General features: G+C 59.9%; 14 protein-coding genes. All 14 read left to right on the top strand.

Annotation, left to right across the window (positions count from 1 at the left end):
- Nucleotides 1–4: 4 nt before the first annotated feature.
- A complete protein-coding gene (tssH, locus tag CXF97_RS24345) occupies nt 5–2,662 on the top strand; it encodes a type VI secretion system ATPase TssH (RefSeq protein WP_101161699.1) in 2,658 nt (885 codons plus the stop codon).
- Between the two features lie 10 nt (nt 2,663–2,672).
- On the top strand, nt 2,673–4,193 hold the full coding sequence (locus CXF97_RS24340; RefSeq protein ID WP_101161697.1) for a sigma-54-dependent Fis family transcriptional regulator: 1,521 nt from the start codon (nt 2,673–2,675) through the stop codon (nt 4,191–4,193).
- A gap of 93 nt (nt 4,194–4,286) precedes the next feature.
- Nucleotides 4,287–4,427, top strand: a complete 141-nt coding sequence (locus tag CXF97_RS24335) for a hypothetical protein (protein WP_003229566.1) — start codon at nt 4,287–4,289, stop codon at nt 4,425–4,427.
- 18 nt (nt 4,428–4,445) lie between these two features.
- Nucleotides 4,446–5,642: a type VI secretion system-associated FHA domain protein TagH gene (gene tagH, locus CXF97_RS24330; RefSeq protein WP_101161695.1), complete on the top strand. Its 1,197-nt coding sequence runs from the start codon at nt 4,446–4,448 to the stop codon at nt 5,640–5,642.
- Between the two features lie 5 nt (nt 5,643–5,647).
- On the top strand, nt 5,648–6,148 hold the full coding sequence (gene tssJ / locus CXF97_RS24325; RefSeq protein ID WP_101161693.1) for a type VI secretion system lipoprotein TssJ: 501 nt from the start codon (nt 5,648–5,650) through the stop codon (nt 6,146–6,148).
- Between the two features lie 2 nt (nt 6,149–6,150).
- Nucleotides 6,151–7,482, top strand: coding sequence for a type VI secretion system baseplate subunit TssK (gene tssK, locus CXF97_RS24320; RefSeq protein WP_016772510.1), 1,332 nt, complete (start codon nt 6,151–6,153; stop codon nt 7,480–7,482).
- Between the two features lie 5 nt (nt 7,483–7,487).
- Complete coding sequence (gene icmH / locus CXF97_RS24315) at nt 7,488–8,363, top strand: type IVB secretion system protein IcmH/DotU (RefSeq protein ID WP_101161691.1); 876 nt, start codon at nt 7,488–7,490, stop codon at nt 8,361–8,363.
- 14 nt (nt 8,364–8,377) lie between these two features.
- Nucleotides 8,378–11,917: a type VI secretion system membrane subunit TssM gene (tssM, locus tag CXF97_RS24310; RefSeq protein ID WP_101161690.1), complete on the top strand. Its 3,540-nt coding sequence runs from the start codon at nt 8,378–8,380 to the stop codon at nt 11,915–11,917.
- A complete protein-coding gene (locus CXF97_RS24305) occupies nt 11,917–12,645 on the top strand; it encodes a PP2C family serine/threonine-protein phosphatase (RefSeq protein WP_101161688.1) in 729 nt (242 codons plus the stop codon). Before tssM ends, CXF97_RS24305 begins: the two co-directional genes overlap by 1 nt.
- The gene (locus CXF97_RS24300; protein WP_101161687.1) at nt 12,642–13,643 is read left to right on the top strand and encodes a serine/threonine-protein kinase; all 1,002 of its coding nucleotides are present in this window, start codon (nt 12,642–12,644) and stop codon (nt 13,641–13,643) included. Before CXF97_RS24305 ends, CXF97_RS24300 begins: the two co-directional genes overlap by 4 nt.
- A 28-nt stretch (nt 13,644–13,671) precedes the next feature.
- A complete protein-coding gene (locus tag CXF97_RS24295) occupies nt 13,672–15,708 on the top strand; it encodes a type VI secretion system tip protein VgrG (protein WP_101161685.1) in 2,037 nt (678 codons plus the stop codon).
- Between the two features lie 11 nt (nt 15,709–15,719).
- The gene (locus CXF97_RS24290; RefSeq protein ID WP_101161683.1) at nt 15,720–16,190 is read left to right on the top strand and encodes a hypothetical protein; all 471 of its coding nucleotides are present in this window, start codon (nt 15,720–15,722) and stop codon (nt 16,188–16,190) included.
- Between the two features lie 5 nt (nt 16,191–16,195).
- Nucleotides 16,196–19,117 (top strand): M23 family metallopeptidase, encoded by a 2,922-nt coding sequence (locus CXF97_RS24285; RefSeq protein WP_101161681.1) that lies wholly within the window; start codon nt 16,196–16,198, stop codon nt 19,115–19,117.
- Nucleotides 19,118–19,528 carry a hypothetical protein gene (locus CXF97_RS24280; protein WP_101161679.1) on the top strand — a complete coding sequence of 137 codons (411 nt, stop codon included), beginning with the start codon at nt 19,118–19,120 and terminating at the stop codon, nt 19,526–19,528.
- Nucleotides 19,529–19,559 lie beyond the last annotated feature (31 nt).

The following is a 19,559-nucleotide window of genomic DNA, read 5'->3' as shown; positions in this document are numbered from 1 at the left end:
AGCCATGATCAACGTAGACCTGCAACAACTCATCCAGGCGCTGGACGCCGAAACCCGTCGTGATCTGGAGCGTTCGGCCGAGCGTTGCGTGGCCCGTGGCGGCAGCAAGATTCTGGTCGAAGACTTGCTGCTGGGCCTGCTCGAGCGCCCGAACGGCTTGCTGTCGCGCGCGTTGCAAGATGCTGACGTTGACGCTGGAGAGCTGAGCGCCGCGCTGCAATCGCGGGTCGAGCACAGCGCTTCGCGCAACCCGGTGTTCGCTCCGGAACTGGTGCAGTGGCTGCAAGACGCACTGCTGGTGGCCAACCTTGAACTGGGCCAGACCCAGGTTGAAGACGCCGCGCTGATTCTCGCGCTGCTGCGCAACCCGATGCGCTACGCCGGCAGCCGTTATCAGCCGCTGCTCGCCAAACTGAACATTGATCGCTTGAAAGAATTTGCCCTGTCGCAACAGGAGCAGCCGGCGGCCAATGGCAAACCGGCCGCGCAAGGCGAATCGCTGTTGCAGCGCTTCACCCACAACCTGACCCAGCAGGCCCGCGACGGCAAACTCGACCCGGTGCTGTGCCGTGACGGCGCGATCCGGCAGATGGTCGACATCCTTGCCCGTCGCCGCAAGAACAACCCGATCGTCGTCGGTGAAGCCGGTGTCGGTAAAACCGCCATCGTCGAAGGTCTGGCCTCGCGCATCGCTGCCGGTGAAGTACCGCAGGTGCTCAAAGGCGTTGAATTGCTCTCGCTGGACATGGGCCTGTTGCAGGCCGGCGCCAGCGTCAAAGGTGAGTTCGAGCGTCGCCTCAAAGGCGTGATCGACGAAGTCAAAGCCTCGCCGAAACCGATCATTCTGTTCATCGACGAAGCTCACACGCTGATCGGCGCGGGCGGCAATGCCGGTGGCTCCGACGCAGCCAACCTGCTGAAACCGGCGCTGGCCCGTGGCGAATTGCGCACCATCGCCGCGACGACCTGGGCCGAGTACAAGAAATACTTCGAGAAGGACCCGGCGCTGGCCCGTCGCTTCCAACCGGTGCAACTGCACGAACCGACCGTCAGCGAAGCGGTGACCATCCTCCGTGGTCTGGCCCAGGTTTACGAGAAGAGCCACGGCATCTATCTGCGCGATGACGCGGTGGTTTCGGCGGCTGAATTGTCCGCGCGTTATCTGGCCGGTCGGCAGCTGCCGGACAAAGCTGTCGATGTGCTCGACACCGCTTGCGCCCGCGTGCGCATCAGCCTCGCCGCCGCCCCGGAAAGCCTTGAGCGCCTGCGTGGCGAACTGGCTGAAGGCGGCCGTCAGCGTCAGGCCCTGCGCCGCGATGCCGAGGCCGGTCTGCTGATCGACCACGAAGCGCTGGAAGCACTGGAAGCGCGTCTGGACGAAGCCGAAAGCGAGATGGTTGCGCTCGAGACCCTGTGGACTGAGCAAAAAGAACTGGCCGAGCGCCTGCTGGAACTGCGTCAGCAATTGGCCAAGGCCCGCGAAGCCGCAGCGGTCGAGCCAACCGTCAACGTTGAAGAAGACGCCGAAGGCACCGTGATTGAAACCGTGGTCGCTGAGGTTGAAGAAGGCCAAAGCGTCGAAGCGCTGGAAGCTCAGCTTCACGAAACCCACACGGCGTTGACTGCTGCGCAAGTCAAAGAGCGTCTGGTCAGCTTCGAAGTGTGCCCGCGTCTGGTTGCCGAAGTGATCAGCGCCTGGACCGGCGTGCCGTTGGCGCAACTGGCCCGCGAACACAACGCCAAGGTCGCCAGTTTCGCCACCGATCTGCGCACGCGCATTCGTGGTCAGGAACAAGCCGTGCACGCGCTGGATCGCTCGATGCGCGCCACTGCGGCCGGCCTGAACAAGCCTGACGCACCGGTCGGCGTGTTCCTGCTGGTCGGCCCGAGCGGCGTCGGCAAGACCGAAACCGCGCTGGCCCTGGCTGACCTGCTGTATGGCGGCGACCGTTTCATCACCACCATCAACATGTCCGAATTCCAGGAGAAGCACACCGTCTCGCGCCTGATCGGCGCGCCTCCGGGCTACGTCGGTTACGGCGAGGGCGGCATGCTCACCGAAGCGGTGCGGCAGAAGCCGTATTCGGTGGTGTTGCTCGATGAAGTCGAGAAGGCTGATCCGGACGTGCTCAACTTGTTCTACCAAATCTTCGACAAAGGCGTGGCCAACGACGGCGAAGGTCGCGAGATCGACTTCCGCAACGCGTTGATCCTGATGACCTCCAACCTGGGCAGCGACAAGATCAGCGAGCTCTGCGAAGACGGCGCACGGCCGACCGCCGAAGTGCTCGAAGAAACCATTCGCCCGGTGCTCAGCAAACACTTCAAACCGGCGCTGCTGGCGCGGATGAAAGTCGTGCCGTACTACCCGGTCGGCGGCCCGGTACTGCGCGAACTGATCGAAATCAAACTCGGCCGTCTGGGCGAGCGCCTGAATCGTCGTCAGCTGGATTTCACTTGGTGCCAGAACCTCGTCGATCACCTGTCCGAGCGCTGCACGCAAAGCGAAAGCGGTGCGCGTCTGATCGACCATTTGCTCGATCAACACGTGTTGCCGCTGGTGGCTGATCGTCTGCTCGATGCCATGGCAACCGGCGAAAGCCTCAAGCGTGTGCATGCCACGCTCGACGGCAACTCCAGCGTGACCTGCGAGTTCGTCTGAGGTGGGCGTGATGTTCACTCAAGTGCCGCAGCCACTGGTCTACGCCGAAGCGTTGCTGGCGCAGTTCGCCAGTCTGTCGCGGGCGGCGAACAGCGCCGCGCTGCTGGGTGAATTCGTCCGTGGTCTGGCCGAGCTGAGTGGCTGCGAGCTGACGCAGCTGTATCTGCTCGACGCCACCCACACCTGCCTGGGCATGAACGCCGAGTATCTCGACGGCGCGCTGCAACCGCGTCAGGCGGCGAGCCTGCCGGCGGATTACAACGGTGAACAACTGCTGCAATTCGCCCTGTGCCAGAACCGCGTGGTGTGCCTCGACGACCTGGCCGGCAGCCTGCACGAAACCAGTTTTCTGCCGGCGGCGGGTATGTCATGGCAATCACTGTTGTGTGTGCCGCTGGTCAACCAGCACAAGTCGGTCGAGGGCTTGCTGCTGTGTGCCAGCCGTCGGCGTACCGACCTGCAGGGTTTCGCCGATTCCCTCGGCCAGCTCGGTTCGTTCGTGCTCGGCCAACTGCATCTGCTGCAACGCCTGCGTCAGCCGCCGGCCGAATCGGCCACGGCCACACGCAGCGTGCCGAGCATCAGCGGCTACGGCCTGATCGGCAAAAGCGCGGCGATGCGCCAGACCTACTCGCTGATCAGCAAGATCCTCCACAGCCCCTACACCGTGCTGTTGCGTGGCGAAACCGGCACCGGCAAGGAAGTGGTGGCGCGGGCGATTCACGATTGCGGCCCGCGTCGCTCCCAGGCATTCATCGTGCAGAACTGCGCGGCATTCCCGGAAAACCTGCTGGAAAGCGAACTGTTCGGCTATCGCAAAGGCGCTTTCACCGGCGCCGATCGCGATCGCGCCGGGCTGTTCGACGCGGCCAATGGCGGCACGCTGCTGCTCGATGAAATCGGTGACATGCCGTTGTCGCTGCAAGCGAAGATTCTGCGCGTGTTGCAGGAAGGCGAAATTCGTCCGCTGGGCTCCAACGACACGCACAAGATCGACGTGCGCATCATCGCCGCGACGCACCGTGATCTGGCGGCGCTGGTCAGCGAAGGCAAGTTCCGCGAGGACCTGTATTACCGCCTCGCGCAGTTCCCGATCGAGCTGCCGGCCCTGCGTCAACGCGAAGGCGACATCCTCGATCTGGCCCGGCACTTCGCCGAGAAGACCTGCACGTTTCTGCAGCGTGATCCGGTGCGCTGGTCGGACTCGGCACTGGAACATCTGTGCGGTTACACCTTCCCCGGCAACGTTCGCGAACTCAAGGCACTGGTCGAGCGCGCGGTATTGCTGTGCGAGGGTGGCGAGTTGCTCGCCGAACATTTTTCCCTGCGTCTGGAGCCGATGCCCGAAGACAACAGCGGCTTGAATCTGCGTGAACGGCTGGAGCAGGTCGAGCGCACCTTGCTGCTCGATTGCCTGCGCAAGAACGACGGCAACCAGACCCTCGCCGCCCGCGAACTAGGCCTGCCACGGCGCACGCTGCTGTACCGGCTGGGACGCTTGAACATCAATCTGGGCGATTTCGATGGCTAGGCAAAGAGCCCGCGAGATGTCCGCAAATACCCATTTCAGCGCCGCCCGCAAGGGCCGGCGCTTTGTGCTTTGTCTACACCTGGAGACCCTCTGATGTCTGTTCGTCACTGGCACGCTGTCCTGCTGACCCTCGTCGTTCTATGCGGCCTTGGCGGCTGTAGCGGCAATTACAAATTCAACGACAACGACTATCGCCCGTTGGGTGATCCGCAAGCGGTCAATCGCGGCAAGTGACCGCAAGGAGCATCAAACATGGAATTGGTTTTCGAAATGCTGAACACCAAGCAGTTCGTGCCCACCGAGTTGTGCCAGCGAACCTTCAAGCAGGCCGGTGGCGTGATCGGGCGCGGCGAGGACTGCGACTGGATCATCCCTGACCGCAAGCGTCACCTGTCCAATCACCACGCGATTGTCAGCTACCGCGAGGGCTCGTTTTTCCTCACCGATACCAGCAGCAATGGTGTCCAGGACGGCAGCAGCGGCGCACGCCTGCACAAGGGCGAACCGGTGCGCATCGAGCACGGCAGCACCTACATTCTCGGCGACTTCGAGATTCGTGCGCGGCTGGTCCGCGATCCGGCCACGTTCGACGGCGAAGTCGGCCGTCCGCGCGCGGCCGGCAGCATCATTCCGGACGACGCGTTCCTCGACCTCGACCCGCTCAATGCCCTCGAGCAGCAAGAGCGCGTGTACTCGGAAATCGACGAGCTGCTGTCGCCTACCGCCAAGCCGGAAGACTCCCGTCAGCGTGCCGACTACGCGCGCATCGACATGGAAAGCCTGATGGTCCCGGAGCTGATCGCCGCCCCGGCCGAACCTGAGCCGGCGCCTGCACCGAAAGCCGTTGAGCGTCAGAGCGAAGGTTTCTGGGAGCACTTCGGCGCGGCGCTGGGCATCGACGTGAAAGGCCTCAGACACGACGAACGTGAAGCGCTGGCGCTGAACGCTGCGCGCCTGCTGCGCCAGAGCGTCGGCGGTTTGCAGCAGAGTCTGCGTACTCGCTCGGAGCTGAAAAACGAATTGCGTCTGGCCCAGACCACCGTGCAAGGCACCAACAAGAACCCGCTGAAATTCGCCGTCGATCCGAGCGAAGCACTGCAGATTCTGTTGCAGCCGAGCAAGCCCGGGCACCTGCCGGCCGAGCAGGCGATATCCCGCGCGTTCCGTGATTTGCAGGCGCATCAAGTGGCACTGCTGACCGCCAGTCGCGCCGCCGTGCGGGGCACGCTGGAGCATTTCTCGCCAGAGCAACTGACCTTGCGTTTCGAGCGCGACAACAAGCCGTTGATCGCGACATCGGGCGGGCGCTGGAGAGCGTTCGGCCGCTATCACCAGGCCCTGCGTCAGGACGATGACTGGAGCGAGCGCCTGCTGGCCCGCGACTTCGCTCAGGCCTACGAAGAACAGATCCGCCTGATCTCAACCCTCCACACCGACCACCAAGGATGATGCGCATGTCTCGCCGCTCGACCGCTTTTTTCAAGACGCTGACTGCGCTCACCGTGCTGGTGCTGCTTGCCGGTTGCTCGTCGCTGTCGCCGTACTCGAAAGTGACCAAGATCAACCTGAAACTGACCGGCAGCGATCAGCTCAATCCGGACCTCAACGGTCGGCCGTCGCCAATCGTCGTGCGCCTGTTCGAACTCAAGCATCCGGTGACTTTCGAGAACGCTGATTTCTTCAGCCTCTACGAGCGCGCCAAGGAATCCCTCAACCCGGATCTGGTGGCCAGCGAAGAACTCGAACTGCGCCCGGGTGAAACCGTGGAGATGAAGCTCAAGGTGGAAGAGGGCAGCCTTTATGTTGGCGTTCTTGCCGCTTACCGCGACTTGCCGGACACCCAGTGGCGCCACACGGTTCAGATCACTGCGCTGGAAGTCACCGACGTCGACCTGACGCTGGACCAGACCGGCATCCGTAACACCCATCAAGTGCTCGCCAAGGCGGATGACTGATCATGAACACCCATAAAGTCATTTGGCAGGAAGGCATGCTGCTGCGCCCGCAGCACTTCCAGCACAACGATCGTTACTACGATCACCAGATGAAAACCCGCACGCAGTTGCTCGGTGGCTACACCTGGGGTTTTCTCAATTTGGAGATCGACCTGCAATTCCTCAACATGGGCAAACTGGTGATCAGTGAAGCCTCGGGGATTCTGCCGGACGGCAGCCTGTTCGAGCTCGGTGGCAACACCGAACCGCTGGCGCTGGACGTGCCGCCGAACACCGGCAACACGCCGATCTATCTGGCGCTGCCACTGGTCACCGGCAACCACATCGAGGCCCGCCGCCCGGAGCAATCCGACGTGCTCGCGCGCTACACCGCGTACGACGCCGAAGTTGCCGATTCCAACGCCGGCGACGATTCCGCCAGCCAGGTCAGCTGCGGTCGTCCGGACTTCAAGCTGTTGCTCGGCGAGCAGCAGAGCGACCAGGCCTACGTCAAGCTGAAGATCTGCGACGTGCTCGATACCACGCCCGACGGCGTGATCAGCCTCGACCCGGATTTCGTCCCGACCTACATTCAGGCCCACGCCTCCAGCTACCTGCTGTCGTGCCTGAAAGAAGTCATCAGCATGCTCAGCCACCGTGGCGACACCATCGCCGAGCGGATTCGCTCCAACGGCAAGGTCGGCGGCGCTGAAGTCGGCGACTTCATGATGCTGCAACTGATCAACCGCACCGAACTGCTGCTGCGCCATTATCTGGGTCTTGAGCAGGTGCATCCGGAAGAGTTGTATCGCACGCTGCTGACCATGCTCGGCGATCTGGCGACCTTCTCCGGCGAGAGCAAACGCCCGCGTCTGGACAGCCGCTATTCCCATGCCGATCAGGGCGCAAGCTTCCGCAAACTGATGGAAGCGATCCGTCAGGTGCTGTCGATGGTGCTCGAACAGCACGCCATCGAGCTGATCCTGCAGGCGCGTCAGTACGGCATCATCGTTTCGCCGTTGCACGACCACAAACTGCTCGGCTCGGCCTCGTTCGTGCTGGCAGCCAGTGCCAACTGCGACTCCGAAGAACTGCGTCAGCGCTTGCCGCAGCACCTCAAGGTCGGCCCGGTGGAGCGCATCCGCCAACTGGTCAACCTGCACTTGCCGGGGATCAAGGTCAAACCGTTGCCGGTGGCCCCACGGCAGATCGCGTTCCACTCGAACAAAACCTATTTCATCCTCGAACTCAGTTCCGAAGACCTCGCACAACTCGAGCGCTCCGGCGGTTTCGCGTTCCACGTGTCCGGCGAATTCGCCGAGCTTGAACTGAAATTCTGGGCCATCAGGAACTGACCGACATGATCAAGGAAACGGATTACAGCCAGGACGATAAAACCGTCCTGCTCGATCGCCAGGGCCACGGGCCGGCGTCGAGTCCATTGACCGACTTCGCCGCGCCGCCGCGCTTCGAGCAACTGGAAGAACGCATGATCTACGCCGCGCGCCTGCGCCCGGCCGAAGCGTTCAACATCAGCCTCAACTCGCTGGTCGCGGCCTCGTCCGACCTGCTCTCGGAAGTGGTGCGCCTCAAGCACAGCGAAACCCGCGAAGACCTGTACGCGCTCAATGAGCGCCTGACCGCCGGGCTGAAGTTGTTCGAAGTGCGCGCCCTGCACAACGGCGCCGAAAGCAGCCAGGTAATGGCCGCGCGTTACGTGCTCTGCACCGTGGTCGACGAAGCCGTCGTGACCACGCCGTGGGGCAACGAAAGCGAGTGGTCGCAGATGAGCCTGCTGAGCAGCTTCCACAACGAAACCTTCGGCGGCGAGAAGTTTTTCCAGCTGCTCGATCGGCTGTCGAAAAACCCGGTCAAGCACCTGCCGATGCTCGAGCTGATGTACCTGTGCCTGTCGCTCGGTTTCGAGGGCAAGTACCGCGTTCAGGCGCGCGGCATGCTCGAACTCGAAGGCATCCGCGACGCCTTGTACCGGCAGATCCGTCAGTTGCGTGGCGACGTGCCGCGCGAGCTGTCGCCGCACTGGGAAGGCCTCAACGATCAGCGCCGCAATCTGGTGCGCATCGTGCCGGCGTGGATGGTGGTGCTCTTTACGCTGGTCTGCCTGGTCGTGATGTATTCGGGCTTCGCCTGGGTTTTGGGCGAGCAGCGCGACACCGTTCTGCAACCTTATCAGCCGCTTGATCCAGCCGCGGTACAACCGCAGGCGCAGCCGTAAAACAGGGACGTGTGATGAAAAAGTTTTTCAAGAAAGTCGGCGCCTTCCTGCGCCAGACCTGGGTCTGGACTCTGCTGCTGGTGCTGTTCGTGGCGCTGCTGGTGTGGTTCGTCGGCCCGTTGTTGGCGGTCGATGATTACAAGTTCTGGGAAAGCGCGACCTCGCGCCTGCTGACCATCAGCGTGCTGTTCCTGATCTGGGGCCTGACCATGGTCTTCGTCAGCTGGCGCGCGGGTATTCGCAAGAAAGCCGAGGAAGAAAGCGAGGACGGCCAGGACCGCATTCGTCGCGAAGAGTTGATCGACGAAGAACAGAAGGAGTTGAAGGCGCGCTTCAAGGACGCGCTGAAAACCCTGAAAACGTCGAGCCTGTATCGCGGTCGCAGCGAGCGCTGGCGCAGTGACTTGCCGTGGTACCTGCTGATCGGTCCGCAGTCCTCGGGCAAGACCAGCCTGCTGGACTTTTCCGGTCTGGAATTTCCGATCAACAAGATCGACCGCAAGCTGACCCGCGACACCCTCGGCACCCGTCACTGCGACTGGTACTTCGCCGACCACGGTGTGCTGATCGACACCGCCGGGCGCTACACCACTCAACCGGACGCGGAAGTCGACGGCAACGCCTGGACCACCCTGCTGGAACTGCTGCGCAAGCGTCGTCGCGGCCGCCCGTTGAACGGCGTGCTGGTGACCATCCCGGTGGAAACCCTCACCGGCGGCAGCGAGCAGGACATCGAGACACTGGCGCGCCAGGTGCGCAGCCGACTGCAGGACGTGCATCAGAAACTGCACGTCGACGTGCCGGTGTATCTGGTTCTGAGCAAGGCTGACAAGCTGCTCGGCTTCGACGAGTTCTTCGATCAACTGACCCGCGAAGAAAGCGATCAGGTGCTCGGCACCAGTTTCCGCAAGGATCAGGTCGGCACCGATGTCGCGGTTCTGCGCAGCGAGTTCGAAGAGCTGCTGCGCCGCTTGAACAGCCAAGTGATCATGCGCATGCACTCCGAGCGCGATACTCAGCGCCGTGGGCGCATCCTCGACTTCCCGCATCAGTTGGGACAGATCGGCGAGCGTCTGTGCCTGTTCGTCGACATGGCGTTCACCGGCAACCGCTATCAGCGCGCCACGCAACTGCGCGGTTTCTACCTGACCAGCGCGCCGCACCTGACCCAGGAAATGGATTCGACCACCGCCGGCATCGGCGCCAGCCTGGGCCTTAACGCCGGTGTGCTGCCGACCCTGCGCAGCGGCCGTTCGCGGTTCATCCACCACTTGCTCAGCCAGGTGATTTTCCCCGAGGCCGATCTGGCTGGCCTGGACAAGCGCGAGCGCAGCCGCATTCATTGGGGCCAACGTGCGCTGTACGTTGGCGCACTGGCGGCGCTGGCACTGTTCGGCATGCTCTGGGCCGGCGGTTTCTCGGCCAACTACGAGCGTCTGGAAAACCTGCGCACGCTGGCGCAGAACTGGACTCAGCAACGCTCGGCGGTGACGCCGCGCGATGACGCCATGGGCGTGCTGAAAGTCCTCGACACCAGCTACGCCGCGACTCAGGTGTTCCCGAGCAAAAGCGACGTGTCGTACCACGAACGTGGCGGCCTGTATCAGGGCGAAGAGATCAACCCGGTGGTCAAAACCGCTTACGAGCGTGAGCTTGAAGCGCAGTTGCTGCCACGGGTGGCGACCATGCTCGAAGGGCAGATCCGCGCCAACATGAAGGACCGCGATCGCCTGCTCAACAGCCTGCGCGCCTACCTGATGCTGAACATGAAGGATCGTCGCGACGCGGCGTGGCTCAAGGACTGGGTCGCCACTGACTGGTCGCAGCGCTACACCGGCAACACTGCGGTGCAGAACGGTCTGAATACGCACCTGGAGCGTTTGCTCAAGCAGCCGTTCATCTACCCGCTGAACGATCAGTTGGTGACGCAGGCGCGTCAGGTTCTGCGCAGCGAATCGTTGGCCAACGTGGTTTACCGCATGCTCCGCGAGCAGGCGCGCAACCTGCCGGACTATCGCTTCAGCCAACATCTCGGCCCGCAAGGCTCGTTGTTCATCGGCACTGAATACGTGATCCCGGGTTTCTACACCCAGCAGGGTTATCAGCAGTATTTCTCGGTACAGGGTGCAGCGCTGGTCACCGATATCCTGCGTGACAACTGGGTGCTGGGCGAAGGCGCGGGCATCAGTGACATGGATTTGCGTCGCCTGATGGTCGAGCTTGAGCAGCTGTACTTTCGCGACTACGCCAACTACTGGAGCGAAGCCGTTGGCCAGGTCGCATTGCCACCGATCAGCGACGCCGGCGAAGGCGCCGAGCAACTGGCGGGCCTGACTTCGGCCAACTCGCCGGTCCTCGCATTGCTCACCGAAGTGCGCGAAAACACGCGCTTCGAAGCCGCTGCTGATCCGGTCGATGAAGCCGGCGAAGCTGCCGATGCGCTGGCCGGGCAGAAGGGCAAACTGGGCAAGGTCGGCAAACTCGCCGCCGCTGCCGCCGACAAGGCTTCGGCGCTGAACGTGGCGAAGAACCTGCCGGACACCGCGAAGAAATCCCTGCAGCGCCGCTTCGAACCGCTGCATCGTCTGCTCGATGACAACAACGGCCCGGGCGCTGACCTGACGCCAGCGTTCAGCGCGCTCAACGACCTGCAACTGCAACTGGCCGGTCTGGCCCGTTCCAGCACGCCGGAGCAAGCCGCGTTCGAAATGGCCAAGACGCGCATGAGCGGCCAGCGTGATGCGCTGACCAACCTGCGCAATGCCTCCGGTCGTCTGCCGCGTCCGCTGAGCGTGTGGTTCAACGTACTGGCCGAGGACTCGTGGCGCCTGGTGCTCAACGATGCCTATCAATACCTGAACGGCCGTTATCAGAACGAGCTGTACAGCGTGTACGGCAAAACCATCAGCAAGCGTTATCCGTTCAGCGCCAGCAGCACCAGCGATGTGGCGATCAGCGACTTCCGCGAGTTCTTCCGTGCTCAAGGCACCGTCGACCGCTTCTTCGACAGCTACATGCGTCCATTCGTCAGCGGCGATCCGGGCAACTACCGCATGCGCAGCGTCGATGGTCACAGCCTGCCGGTATCGAAGGTCTACCTCGATCAGATGGCGGCGGCGCAGACGATTCGCCAAAGCTTCTTCTCGATCAACCCGGCCGAGCCGACCGTGCAGTTCAAGCTCGAGCCATACACCCTTGATCCGGCGGTCAGCCGTTCCGAATTCAAGTTCGGCGACAAGACCATGGAATACCGTCACGGCCCGATCCTGCCAATGACCTTCAAGTGGCCGACCGATGCTGAAGACGGTCGCACCAGTCTGGTCATGGACAAGATGGCCGGGCGCCCGATCGGCATCGAGAAGAACTCCGGCCCATGGTCGCTGTTCCGTCTGTTCGATCTGATGCAGACCGAGTACCTGAACGGTCGTGACGTGCTGGTGCTGAAAGCGGACGTGGGCGGCCTGCGCGCCAACTACCTGCTGACCAGCCAGCGCACGCCGAACCCGTTCGACATGGGCGTGCTGCGCACCTTCCGTATGCCGGTGCAGCTCTGATGCTGGTGGCCAGTGCCTGGCGCAGCGCGGCGCGGACCGACCCGGGCAAGGTGCGGGCGCGCAACGAAGATGCCTTCCTCGACTCGCCACAGCAGGGGCTGTGGGTGGTCGCGGACGGCATGGGCGGTCATCAGGGTGGCGACATCGCCAGCCAGTTGATCGTCGCCAGCCTGGCTGAACTGCCGCAACACGAAGACTTCGACGAACGCCTCAAAGCCATCCGCCAGTGCCTGCACTGGCTGAACCGGCGTTTGGGGCAGGAGTTGACCGTCACCGCCGGACGTCACGACAGCATCATGGGCAGCACCGTCGTCGCGCTGCTGGTGGAAGGCAATCGCGCGGCCTGCATCTGGGCCGGCGACAGCCGTTGCTACATGTGGCGCGGGCAGCGTTTGTATCAGCTGTCCAAGGACCATTCGCTGCAACAGCAACTGATCGACGAGCAGCAAATGAGCGTCGAACAGGCGGCAGCGCACCCGGCGGCTCAGGCACTCACCCGAGCCGTCGGCGCCGCCGAGACACTGACCCTGGATGTGCTTGAACTCGAGGTCTATCCGGGCGATGTGTTTTTGCTCTGCAGCGATGGTTTGTATCAGGGCCTGAGCAGCGATGCCCTCGGCAACGCCCTCAGCCTCAGCGCGCCACATGTCGCGCTGGAACGCTTGTTCGACGGCGCCCTGCGTGGCGCTGCGCGGGACAACCTGACTGCCGTGGTGATCCGCCAATGAGTGAACTCGAATCGGCCATCGATGAGCTGTTGATCAGCGAAGAGCAGGCCAACAACCTGACCTATTTCGCCTTCGCCAAGGGCAACAAGGCCGAACCGCTGCTGGCGCCGACCAAGGCCAGCATCGGTGCGCTGCCAGATGTACTCGCCGGTCGCTACCACCTCGAGCGTCTGCTCGGGGCCGGTGGCATGGGCGCCGTTTACCGGGCGCGGGATCTGCTGCATGAGCAGTTCGGCGATCCCGACCCTTACATTGCGCTGAAAATCCTCAGCGAAGAATTTGCCGAATCGCCGGATGCCAGTGCCTTGCTCTACAGCGAGTTCGCCCTGACCCGACGCCTGCGCCACGACAACGTCGTGCGTGCGCACACCTTTGAAGTCGACACCGACTGCCAGCGGGCCTTCATCACCATGGAATACATGCGTGGCCTGACCCTGGACAAATTGCTCTGCGAGCGGCCCCTCGGCTTGCCGTGGAAAGAACTGCGCGACATCGTGCTGCCGCTGCTCGACACGCTGGCCTACGCCCACCGTCGCGGCGTGCTGCACGGTGATCTGAAACCGAGCAACGTCATGCTCAGCGAAGACGGCCTGCGCCTGTTCGACTTCGGTCTGGGACAGGCAGAGGAGGGCACCTTGCCCGGCCTGCCGCACCTGAGCCGCGAGCGCTTCAATGCCTGGACCCCGGGCTACGCCGCCCCCGAACTGCTTGAGGGCCAACCGTTGTCGGCCAGCGCGGACGTGTACGGCGTGGCCTGCGTGATCTATGAACTGGCGGGCGGCAAACACCCGTTCCGCCGCTTGCCCTCGACCCAGGCCCGCGACGAGCACCTGGAGCGCGAACTGCGCGCCCCAGCGAATCTACCCCAGCACGGCTGGCACGCGCTGCGAACCGCGCTGAGCTTCAACCCGGCAGAACGCACCATCACTGCCCAACAATTGCGTGACGCCTTGGGCGCCACTTCGTCCTGGCTGCAACGTCTGCGACTTCGGGCGTAACGGATGACATTCGAACAGGGAGCACACGATGTTCAACTCAGCTAACGAAACCCACTTCAGCCTCAAGGTCGAAGACTACGTCGGCGACCTGCAAGTGCTGTCGTTCACCGGCACCGAAGGCATCAGCCAGGCGTATCGCTTCGACCTCGAACTGGTCAGCGAAAACCCGGATCTGGACCTGGAAAAACTCCTGCACAAACAGGCCTTCCTGGCTTTCGATCCGCAGGGCAGTGGCATTCACGGGCAGATCTACCGCGTCGCCCAGGGTGATGCCGGCAAGCGCCTGACTCGCTACAAAGTGTCGATGGTGCCGCAACTGCAATACCTGCATCACCGCACCAACCAGCGCATCTACCAGCAGATGTCGGCGCCGAAAATTATCGCGCTGATCCTCGAAGAGCACGGCATCAAGAGCAACGCCTACAGCTTCCAGCTCAGCCGGCCGTGCCCGGATCGCGACTACTGCGTGCAGTACGACGAAACCGACCTGCATTTCGTGCAGCGCCTGTGCGAAGAGGAAGGCATTCACTACCACTTCCAGCACAGCGAAAAAGCGCACCTGCTGGTGTTCGGCGACGACCAGACCGTGTTCCAGAACCTTGGGCAGCCAACTGCTTATGTGCAGGGCAGCGGTATGGTCGCCGACGAGCCGGTGATCAAAGCCTTCAAACTGCGCCTGGAAACCCGCACCACGCGCACCACGCGCCGCGACTACGACTTTGAAAAACCGCGCCTGCAAATGGAAGCCGCGTACAAACCTGACGGTGAGAGCACTGAGCCGGATCTCGAAGACTACGACTACCCCGGCCGCTTCATCGACCGCGCGCGCGGCAAGTTCCTCAGCCAGCGCGCCCTCGAACGCCACCGCGCCGACTACCGCCAGGCCGAAGGTCGCGGCGACCAGACCAGACTGGTCAGCGGCCACTTCATGGAAATGTCCGACCACCCGCGCAGCGAGTGGAACGACCTGTGGCTGCTCACCGAAATCTTCCACGAAGGCAAACAACCGCAAGTCCTCGAAGAAGGCGTGACCAGCGACACCACCGACAACAAGGACGACTTCCACCAGGGCTACCGCAACCGCTTCCTCGCCACCCCGTGGGACGTGTTCTACCGCCCGGCGCTCGAACACCCGAAACCACGCGTGCTCGGCAGCCAGACCGCCATGGTCACCGGCCCCAAAGGCGAAGAAATCCACTGCGACCAGTACGGCCGCGTCAAAGTCCAGTTCCACTGGGACCGCGAAGGCCAGGCCGACGACAAAACCAGCTGCTGGCTGCGCGTCTCCAGCTCCTGGGCCGGCGACCGCTACGGCGCCATCTCCATCCCGCGCATCGGCATGGAAGTCCTCGTCACCTTCCTCGAAGGCGACCCCGACCAACCGCTGGTGACCGGCTGCCTGTACCACAAGGAAAACCCGGTGCCGTATGCACTCCCGGCGAACAAGACTCGCAGCGTGTTCAAAACGCTTAGCTCGCCGGGTGGTGGTGGGTATAACGAACTGCGCATCGAAGACAAGAAAGGTTCGGAGCAGATCTACATCCACGCCCAGCGCGATTGGGATGAAAACGTTGAGCATGACCAGAAGATTCGGGTCGGCAATGAACGTCACGACACGGTGGTGAAGAACACCTACACCGAGCTGAAGGCTGAAGAACACCGCACCACGATCTCCGACCGCAAGGTTGAAGCGAAGCTGGATGATCACCTCACGGTTGGGCAGAACCAGCATGTGAAGCTGGGGACTGCGCAGCTCACCAGCGTGGGGAAAGAGATTCACCTTAAGGCTGGGGACAAGATTGTTATCGAGGCGGGGACGGAGCTGACCATCGTGGGTGGTGGGAGCTTTATCAAGCTGGATGGTGGTGGGGTTACGGTGGTTGGGCCGGTGATCAAAATCAATGCCGGTGGCTCGGCTGGGTCGGGGACTGGAATCGGGATTAAACCGCCGGTGCTGCCGGGGGCGGCGGATAAGGATAAGGCGGGGAGTTTGATGGATCAGGCGTTGGGGAATGCGGTGCCTGAGAAGGTTAAGCCGAAAGCTTTTTTTGTGTTTTCAGAGTAAGGATGAAGCGAATGCTCAACATCAGAACATCTCAGGCAATGCAGCGATTCAAACGGGCGCCGCTGCTTATTGCACTCTTGGTATTAAGCGCTTGCTCCCAAATGACGCTGGAGGAGCAGTTCACCGGTATTGAAACGTGCAACATCCATAACATTTTTCTCGACCCGGTTACCAACAAGCCAAGTGGCCAATATTTTATTGATAAAAAGCTTGAACCTTGTCGGGTTGATGAAGCTGCGTTTTATTGCGTGAACGATAAATTCTATGGTTTGACGGTCAGCCAGATTGCCATTCCGTATAAAGGCCCTTTCAGTGTTCACGCCATCTACTTGAAAGAAAGTCCAGTGGTAGTTGAAGCCGCCTTACGTGAGCGCTTCAAAGACTTAAAAATAAATCAGAGTGAAGGCAATGCTCCGATTTTGATCGCCGATCCAAAGCAACAAGGAAGTTCGATCTTCTACTGTGACGAGTACAGTGAGTAATCAATATGGAATATTTTAATCCAGGCGCGCCATTTCATTATACGAGTGCATGGAACCCTACTCGGGTGCATCCGGTGAGCGGGTTGGTCAGACCACACCGGGGTGAAGACTGGGCGGCACCCGCTGGAACACCCATTCCAGCAGCCGGCGCGGGAAAGGTTGTTTATAAAGGCGTCATGAATGGCTACGGCAATGTGGTCGTTCTAGAGCACGCGAATGGCGCTGAAATCGTGCATACGCTTTATGCACATATGCGCTCAGCATCGCCCTTGGCGATGGGGGCAGCAGTAGCAAAGGGTGGAACGGTCGGCCCGTGTGGTAACACGGGTATCGGAACCGGTGCCCATTTGCATTTTGAGGTTTTGAGGAACGGCACCAAAGGTCACCCCAACCTGGCGCAAGGTCATGCGACGGTGAACCCTCGTGGGTTCGATATCTCGAATCTGACGCATCCGGATAACGCAACGGCGGCCGCTCCTGCGGCAACACCTGCCACAACGCCTGCTGCCGCTGCGTCGACGCAAAAAATGAGTTTCCAATACCCGATCAGGAAGCATGGCGGCAGCCAGTTTGAGGATGCAGAGGAACTGTACAAAGCCTTGGAAGGCGAGACAGCCGGGCACTATTTGCTCGGAAGCAACCATTTCTGGCACGGTGGAATCCACATCACTAACGCCAGTGCACCACAGTGCATCAGGGACGAGCCTGTGCGCTGTATGGCCGATGGGGTAGTCGTCGCCTATCGCTTGAACAAGAACTATCTGACGTCGGATTTCGAACCGGCCAAAGGCTTGCAGTACTCCACTTCATTTTGTCTTGTTCGACACGAGTATGAATCACCCGCGAATGAAAAGTCCGAGGGAGTAAAAACCAATAAGCTGGTTTTCTTTAGCCTTTACATGCACGTGTTGCCCTATGAACTTTACACGGCAGAAGAAGAGAAAGCCCCTAGAGTAGTTGCCGTTGTTAACGGTGGCTGGCCTGCTCGAACACATCATAAAGACGATCCACAAAGTACGGTTGTGGAAAACATACCGTCGGGTGTCGAGTTTGAAATACTAAAAGAGCAGCCGACGGCTGACGGTAAATACAATTTTGCTCAGGGCAAAATCCTCAAGGGAAAAATTGGTGAACTCAAGAAAGATGATGTCGTCTGGTTCGCTACCGAAGAAAACGGTCAGCCCATTAAGAACAGCAAAAACAAGGAACGCTTGAAAACAGTGCTCCCACCCGAGCGCAAGGTTCCCGGCTACTGGAAAGGCATGGTGGAGGCTACGATTACCGCTCCGCGTGGTCTGAAGGTTCGAGGAGCTCCATCCGGCGATAAAGCAGGAGAACAAGTAGCTCCCGATCAAGTGCTGTGTACCGGAAGTACAATCCGCTTTGACAGTGACAAGATCAAATGGCTGTTAGTGGATGGTAAAAAGTACCCCATGGCAGAATGCACTTTCGTTCCGTCGGCAGGCACAGGCCTAAAAGGCAAGGGTGTTTTACCTGCGACGTTCTGGTGCAGTGTGGACGATGTCGGGTCAGGTGCTGTTATCAAGAGAAAAAGCACAATTCCTACTGTTTTTGACAGTGTTGTGGTGTGTAATTCAGCAATCAAGGCGGGTGAGCCGATCGGTTATCTAGGTCTCTACGAAACACCTGCGGACGATAAAGGAAATATCAGCAAGAAACATCAGGTTCACATCGAGATTTTCAGCTCGGATGAGAAACTTGAAGAGTATTTGAAAAATCCTGCAGCATTGGTTGAAGGCAAAAAATATCTGAAGTTGAAAAAGGGTCAGGTATTAGCTGCCAAAGGTGGTACCGATCAGGCACCGGTATTCACTCCTCAGGAGCCCGGGTTACCAGCAGATACATTAGTGCCCGTTGATCGTCCAACCATTATTAAAGACAGTGCAGGCAAGGAATGGGTTCGGGCCATATTTCAGAGTGACGGCAAGCCGCAAACCGGGTTTATCGAAAAAGAAAAACAGGAAATAATCTGTCAGCATGATTGGGAGAAGCTTGGCTTCAAAGTCATCAAAGAGAGCAATGCCATAGCCGACGGGTTTCTGGATCCAGATGACATGCCCGCTTTCTTTAAGGAGTTGTATGCCAGGATTGATGCAAAAGGTACACAGGATAACGAAGTCACGTCTGCAGAACTGCAAAGTGCTTTGCGAGATCCTGAGATACGCAGCGAGTGGTCGAAACTGATTGCTTACCATCCAACGGAATGGCAAGCGAAGTCCACTGAGCCCAAGTGGGAACGGCTGAAAAAATTGATGAAGGACTCGCCTGAATTGCTCAAGCATGAGCAAGAGCGAATAGATAAGCTCGTGTTCTGGGATGAGATGGCAGGTGCCATGCAAATCCCGTTGCCAAGTCAGATTTATCATTTTCATCCGATAGAGTTCATCGGTAATTTCAAGGCCAAAGGTCCTGTTGCTCATGCTGGATTATTTACAGTCGCAGATGGCAAAGCCGCAATCAAAGTAATTTACGAGAAATACGGTAAAGAGATGGCGGTCATTATTGAGCGTATGTATCGCGATGAGACCGGCCACTTTGAATCCGGTCAATACGCGCATTGCGGAACCGGTGGTATGGAAGCTTTTGGTCAACCTCCATACTATGGTTGGGACAGTTCTATTTTTGAGGCCAATCCTGAATACACCCCCACCGGTACGTGGTCGGCGTTTGAAAACAAAGGGATGAGCGGTCAAGGCGGAAACGCACAAATCACCGACAAGAAGAAAGTTTTTGTCGTATTGCCTTCGGTGATAGCGGGTATGGAGTATAAGGCGGCCTATATCAAGCGGCACAATGGTCAGTGGGCACGCTGGCACTCTACCGATACGAATGTGCAAGCAGTATACAAAAAACACATTGAGGCGATTCGCGCTCGTTTTGTAGAAGCGTTGGAGAAAGGTGAATAAATGAAAGTCATGAAATATAAACGTATCAGCTTGAACCTGTTTTTTGGTTTTGTTTTTTCGGCTTTTGCCAGTTTGGTGTTTGCAGGTAACGATGAAACTGTTGATGCGCGCTCAGACAGTGCGGGTTGCTATGGGTATCTGACAGAGCTGGTTAGAAGCAGTAACTTTCCATTTCGTTATACAAAGAAAGAAAACATCAACTTGCTGATTGATGATGACAATGGAGAGAGAGTGCTCGCGCAGTTGCACTATGATGCGTCGGGAGAAGGTATCGTCGGCTGGATCAAGTATTATCCGCAAGACAAAACCTTGTTTAATGCCTCGGCTGATCTTGATGAGCCGGTTGAATTGGTGTACGACAAAAAGTATTCAAAGCTTTATGAGAAGTGCGTTGCCAAGCTTAATAACTGACCGAAAAATGGCTTAACGGGGGACGGATTTA

It is taken from the genome of Pseudomonas sp. Choline-02u-1, assembly GCF_002836515.1.
Classification (GTDB): domain Bacteria; phylum Pseudomonadota; class Gammaproteobacteria; order Pseudomonadales; family Pseudomonadaceae; genus Aquipseudomonas.
The sequence above is the reverse complement of the archived record's forward strand: the minus strand, read 5'-3'. Positions and strand labels throughout refer to the sequence as shown.